Below are 5,241 nucleotides of genomic sequence, written 5' to 3'. Positions count from 1 at the left end.
TCGGGGTGCCGGGCGGGGCGGGGGTGCGGCCCGTCTCCAGATAGGCGCGCAGCATCCGTTCGGCGTCCGCCGCGCCGAGCCGTCGCTCGGGGTCGCGCTCCAGGAGGCCCCGGACGACCGGCAGCAGCGGCTCGGCCTCGGCGGGCGGCCGGATCTCATCGCTGACGACGGCGTGCAGGATGCCGCCGAGCGAGTCCCGGCGGAACGGCGACTCGCCGCTGAGCGCCGTGCACAGCAGCGCGCCGAGCGACCACAGGTCGGCCGCCGGACCGCTGCGCAGCCCCGACATCCGCTCGGGCGCGGTGTATTCGGGCGAGCCGACGAAGGAGCCGGTCTCGGTGAGCGTGGTGGCGCCCGCGACCCGGGCGATGCCGAAGTCGGTGAGCACGGCCCGGTCGGTGCCCGCCTCGACGAGGACGTTGGCGGGCTTGATGTCCCGGTGCAGCACCCCCGCGTCGTGCGCGGTGCTGAGCGCGCTCAGCAGGTCGGCGCCGATCCGGGCGGCCTCCTCCGGGGTGAGCGGGCCGTCGGCGGCGATCCGGTCGGCGAGCGAGCCGCCGTCGATCAGCTCCATGACAATGTACGGGCGCTCGTCCTGCTCGACCACGTCGTGCACGACGATGATGTGCGGATGGTGCAGCTGCGCCACCGCCCGCGCCTCGCGGAAGGTCCGCTCGCGCCGCAGCCGGGCGTCCCCGTCCGGCGCGGAGTCGTCCTGGACGATCTCCTTGACCGCCACCAAGCGGCCCAGCACCTCGTCCTCGGCCCGCCAGACGATGCCCATCCCGCCGCGTCCGATGCGCGCCCGGAGGCGGTAACGGCCCGCGATCACACGGAAGTCGTGCCCCTCGGTCCCCATGGATCCCATCATGCCGTACCGGACGCACACCCTCCGTGACGGTGACCGGCCAAGACGAGACGGTGTGCGGGGTCAGCCCGCGGGCTGCCGCCAGCTCTGGAGCACCCACTTGAACCGCTGGTTCGTCTCCGCCCAGTCCTCCTGGGGAGTCGAGATGTAGATGGCGTATTCCACGCCCGCCCGCGAGATGTACGTCTCCTCGACGGCATGGCGCGGGCCCGGCACGTAGGGCGGGTCCTTCGCCAGCGCGGTCCAGGTGTACTCCCAGAGCGCGCCCTCGCGGTCGCGGTAGGTGTTCTGCTCAAGGCGCACCCGTCGGTAGTCGACCAGCCGCTGCAACTGCTGTTCCAGGTCCTGCTGGTGGCTGTAGGCGTCGGCGAAGTCCGGGGAGGGGTCGATACCGATGCGGACGAAGTGCACGCCGTCGTCGGGGGTGTAGTCGATCTGCTTGAGGTCGCTCGGGGGCGTCGTGTCGTACGTCTTGCGCTTCCAGCCCTTGGGCAGGGAGAGGCTGAAGCCCAGCGGGTCGTCGTAGCGCACCCAGTCCGCCGGGACGGTGCCCTTGGCGCCCTTGGTCCCCTTGGTGCCCTGCTTCGTCGTACCGGTCGGCTCCGGCGCGTGGGTGGCGCCCCCCGTGGCCGCCTCGTGCTTCGACGCGCCCCACTTCTGGTAGCCGACGGCGGCGGCCGCGCCGAGCACGACCGCGAGGACGACGACGAGCGCGACCGTGCGGTTGCGGTGCCTGCGTCGCATCCGTCCCGTACGGGGCGCGGCCGGCACCTGTCCGCCGGGGGTGCTCACCGCGGTCGTGTGGCTCGTCGCCGTCGGCACCCCAGGAACCCCAGGGACCCCGGGAAGGCCAGTGGCGACGGTGGGCGGCACGCCCACGCCCTGCTGCACCGGCACCCGTGACGGACGGGTCGCCCGGCCCTCGGCCACGTCGGCGAGCATCCGCTCCGCGTCCTCGGCGGTGGGACGCATCGCCGGCTCCTTGCGGAGCAGGGCGGAGATGACCGGCCCGAGCGGACCCGCGTGCTCCGGGCGCTCCTCGCGCTCCTCGACGACCGCCTGCATGGTGGCCAGCGGCGAGGTGCGGCGGAACGGCGAGCGGCCCTCGACGGCCGTGTACAGCGTGGCGCCGAGCGCCCACAGGTCGGACGCCGGGCCCGGGTCGTGGCCGCGCACCCGCTCCGGGGCGAGGTAGTCGACCGATCCGACGACCTCTCCGGTGCGGGTGATGGTGGCGTCGCCCTCGATCTGGGCGATGCCGAAGTCGGTGAGCAGCACCCGGCGGTCGCGGCCGAGCAGGACGTTGCCGGGCTTGATGTCGCGGTGCAGCACCCCCGCCCCGTGCGCGGCGCGCAGCGCCCGCAGCACCCACAGGCCGATCCGCGCGGCCTCGCGCGGCTCGATGCGGCCGCGCGCCTTCACCGCGTCGGCCAGCGACTCGCCCTCGACCAGTTCCATGACGATCCAGGGGCGGCCGTCGTGCTCCAGCACGTCGTGCACGGTGACGACGGCGGAGTGGTTGATGCGCGCGGCGGCGCGGGCCTCGGCACGGGTGCGGGCCAGCAGCACGCCCCGCTCGCTGTCGGAGACGTAGAGCGCGGCGGTCAGCTCCTTGACGGCGACCTTCCGGTGCAGCACCTCGTCGTGGGCGCGCCACACCCGGCCCATGCCGCCGCTGCCGATGGAATCGGCAAGCCGGTAGCGGCCCGCTATGAGCAGACCCTGCATCTGATTCACGTTGCCCCGCAATGCTCTTGACAGGGTCAGACTAAGGACCGGCCGCCCCGCAGGGAACCGGCGGGGTCCTACGGAGACACCACTGTGACGGTTGTCGCTTCCGCGCTACGCCGGGAACCGAAGTACGGCTCCCCCGCGGGGTTCAGGCGCTTTGCGCGACTGATGACGATGGTTCAGCACACGGCCCGCGCGGTACGCCGCTCAGCCCGTGTAGCGGTACGAGGACGTGGCCTGGTCGTACAGCCGCGTCACCTCGTCCCGCTCCGCTTCCGGCCCCCGGACCTGGACGACGTGGTAGCGGCCGTTCAGCAGCATCGCCATGTTGCGCACGTACAGGTCGCGGCCGTTCGCGTCGGTCCAGGTGAACTGCCCCTCGGCCATGGTGCGTCCGCCCACCTCGATGGTTCTGAGACCGGTCGCGGTGGCCCAGCTGGAGGAGCGGTACGGCTGGAGTTCGCGCTCCTTGTCCCGCTGGTACGCCATCGGATCGGTGCCGTAGGACGCCGTACCGTCCCGGCCGGGCACCACGATCAGCTCGAAGTCGCCATGGCCGTAGACGACTTGGCCGCTGCTGTTGCGCGGGGTGCGGTCCCAGCCCTTGGCGACGGCGATCCGGAAACCGTCCGGGTCCGTGCGCAGGGTGAAGCCGTCGGCCACCGTGACGCCGCCGGTCTGGGTCTCGGCGGCGGGCGCGGACGCGGTCGGCTCGCCACCTCCCTCTGTCTCACCGGGACTTGGCCGCTGCTCACGGGAGGGCTCGGGGCTCGCCTGCCCCGCCGTACCGGCGTGGTCGCGGCCCGTCGCGCCGTCCTCGCCGCGCTTGGGCAGGAACAGCATCGCGTAGGCGACCGCCCCGGCCAGCAGGAGCAGCACGAGCAGCAGCAGAAGGCGGCCGAGGCTGCGCGGCGACCGCTCCGGCTCCGGGCGGCCCCGCTTGTGCTTGCCGTGCGGATTCCGGGCGGGCGCGCGGTTGCGGCGCCGTCGCACCAGCTCGCCGCGCCGCCGCACTATCGGCAGCCTGCGCGGGTCGGCGGGCGGCACGGGCACCACATGCGCACCGGCGTCCGGCTCGGGCGCGGAACGCACCAACGACCGCAGCCACCCGGCGAGTTCCTCGACATCCGGCCGCTCGGTGGGGTCCTGCCGCAGCAGCGACTCCACGACCGGACGCAGCGCCCCGCACTCCTCCGCGAAGGCGGGCGGCTCGGCGCACACCAACTGCACCAGCTCGGCCGTGGACTCCTCCGGATACGGGGCGTGCCCCTGCACGGCCCGGAACAGCAGCGCCCCGAGCGCCCACAGGTCGGTGGCGGGCCCTACCGGCGCCGCCAGCTGCCAGTTCTCGTGCACCGGCCCGGCCTGCTCCGGCGCCCACCGCTCGGTGACGGCCCCCACGACACTCATCCGCATCTGCCGGGCCCGCTCGGCGGCGATGGCATTGCCGGGCCCGCGCGACACCGCTCCGACAGGGACGGTCTCGTCCCAACGGGAGACTCCCCCGGTCTGCGCGGGGATCGCGGGCTGCGGGTGGATGTGCTCGGCGCCGGGCGCGGAAGACCCGTTACGGGTGTCACCGGCGAGCGGCCTCGGCGCGGCGGACGGCGTGGGTACGGCCCCGGTCCGGGGCGTGGCACCGGGCCAGGGCCTGCCCGCCACCCCGTACGGATCGACGATGGTGCCGGGCGGGGTGGACTCCTGCCCGTTGGATTCCCGCCCGCTGGCGTACGGCCGGTCGGCGTGGGGACCTACGGGGGGCAGCTCGGTACGGCGCGGCTCGGCGGGGCGCGGCTCGGGGTACGGGGACCGTGCCCCTGCCTCGGCGGCCGTGGCATCCGTCTCGCCCGGCTCCGGGGTACGCGCCCCCGGCAGGGCGGCGCGGTGACCGTCCGGGGACTCGTGCACCCGGGCCGCGGCACGCGCTCCCGCGCGGTACGCGGCGATGGCACCGGCACGGGCCGCGCGGATGTCCTCCCCGCTCTCCAGCGCCCGCCGTCCGGATGCTCCGGGCTCCGCGGACTCCCCGCCCGCCGCGGCGGCCCGCGCCTGGATCGCGGCGCGCCGGGCGGCCTCGGGGTCGGTGCCGGAGTCGGTGTCGGCACCGTGACCGGCGCCGGGACGGACGGGCAACGCGCCCGCGCCTCCCGCACCGGCGGCGAGCGGCACCCCGGCACCACCTCCGCCGGACCTCCCGGTCTGCGCTCCCCGACCGCTCGAACCGGTCGGACGCGGCGGACCCGGCGGAGCCTCCCCGGCCTCCACCGGCACCGGGTCGTACCCGCACAGCGCCTCCTCCGCCGCCCCGGACGCGAGGCCGGTCAGCAGGACGCGGCCGTCGTCGCAGACGAGGACCGTGCGGGCGGTGATGTTGCGATGGGTCCAGCCGTGGGCGTGCAGGACGCGCAGCGCCATCAGCACGTCGGAGGCGACCTCGGCGGCGCGGTAGGGGTTGAGCGGCTGCTCGGCGAGGAGCGCCGACAGGGACTGTGCGGACACCAGTTCGCTGACGATCCAGAGCGAACCGCCCTCCGCGAACACGTCGAAGACCTGGTCCAGGCGGGGGTGGTCCGGTATCCGGGCGGCCGCCTGCGCGGCCTCAAGGGCGCGGCGCACGGCGGGGTCGGCCGGCCTGCGGGTGG

The 5,241-nt window shown here is 74.9% G+C and carries 3 protein-coding genes; all 3 read right to left on the bottom strand.

The window, feature by feature from the left end; genetic code table 11:
- The coding region (locus GTW40_RS15150; RefSeq protein WP_161180719.1) for a serine/threonine-protein kinase at nt 1–859 on the bottom strand (859 nt) is incomplete at its 3' end.
- 72 nt (nt 860–931) lie between these two features.
- Nucleotides 932–2,596 (bottom strand): serine/threonine-protein kinase, encoded by a 1,665-nt coding sequence (locus GTW40_RS15145; RefSeq protein WP_161180720.1) that lies wholly within the window; start codon nt 2,594–2,596, stop codon nt 932–934.
- 210 nt (nt 2,597–2,806) lie between these two features.
- Nucleotides 2,807–5,241, bottom strand: a 2,435-nt coding sequence (locus GTW40_RS15140) for a protein kinase (RefSeq protein WP_161180718.1), incomplete at its 5' end; no start/stop codon positions are given.

The organism is Streptomyces sp. SID4985 (assembly GCF_009863025.1).
GTDB lineage: Bacteria > Actinomycetota > Actinomycetes > Streptomycetales > Streptomycetaceae > Streptomyces.
The sequence above is the reverse complement of the archived record's forward strand: the minus strand, read 5'-3'. Positions and strand labels throughout refer to the sequence as shown.

What these genes read in the sequence shown, in the direction of transcription:
- GTW40_RS15145 (WP_161180720.1), bottom strand. Translation starts at nt 2,596, where the DNA reads ATGCAGGGTCTGCTCATAGCGGGCCGCTACCGGCTTGCCGATTCCATC.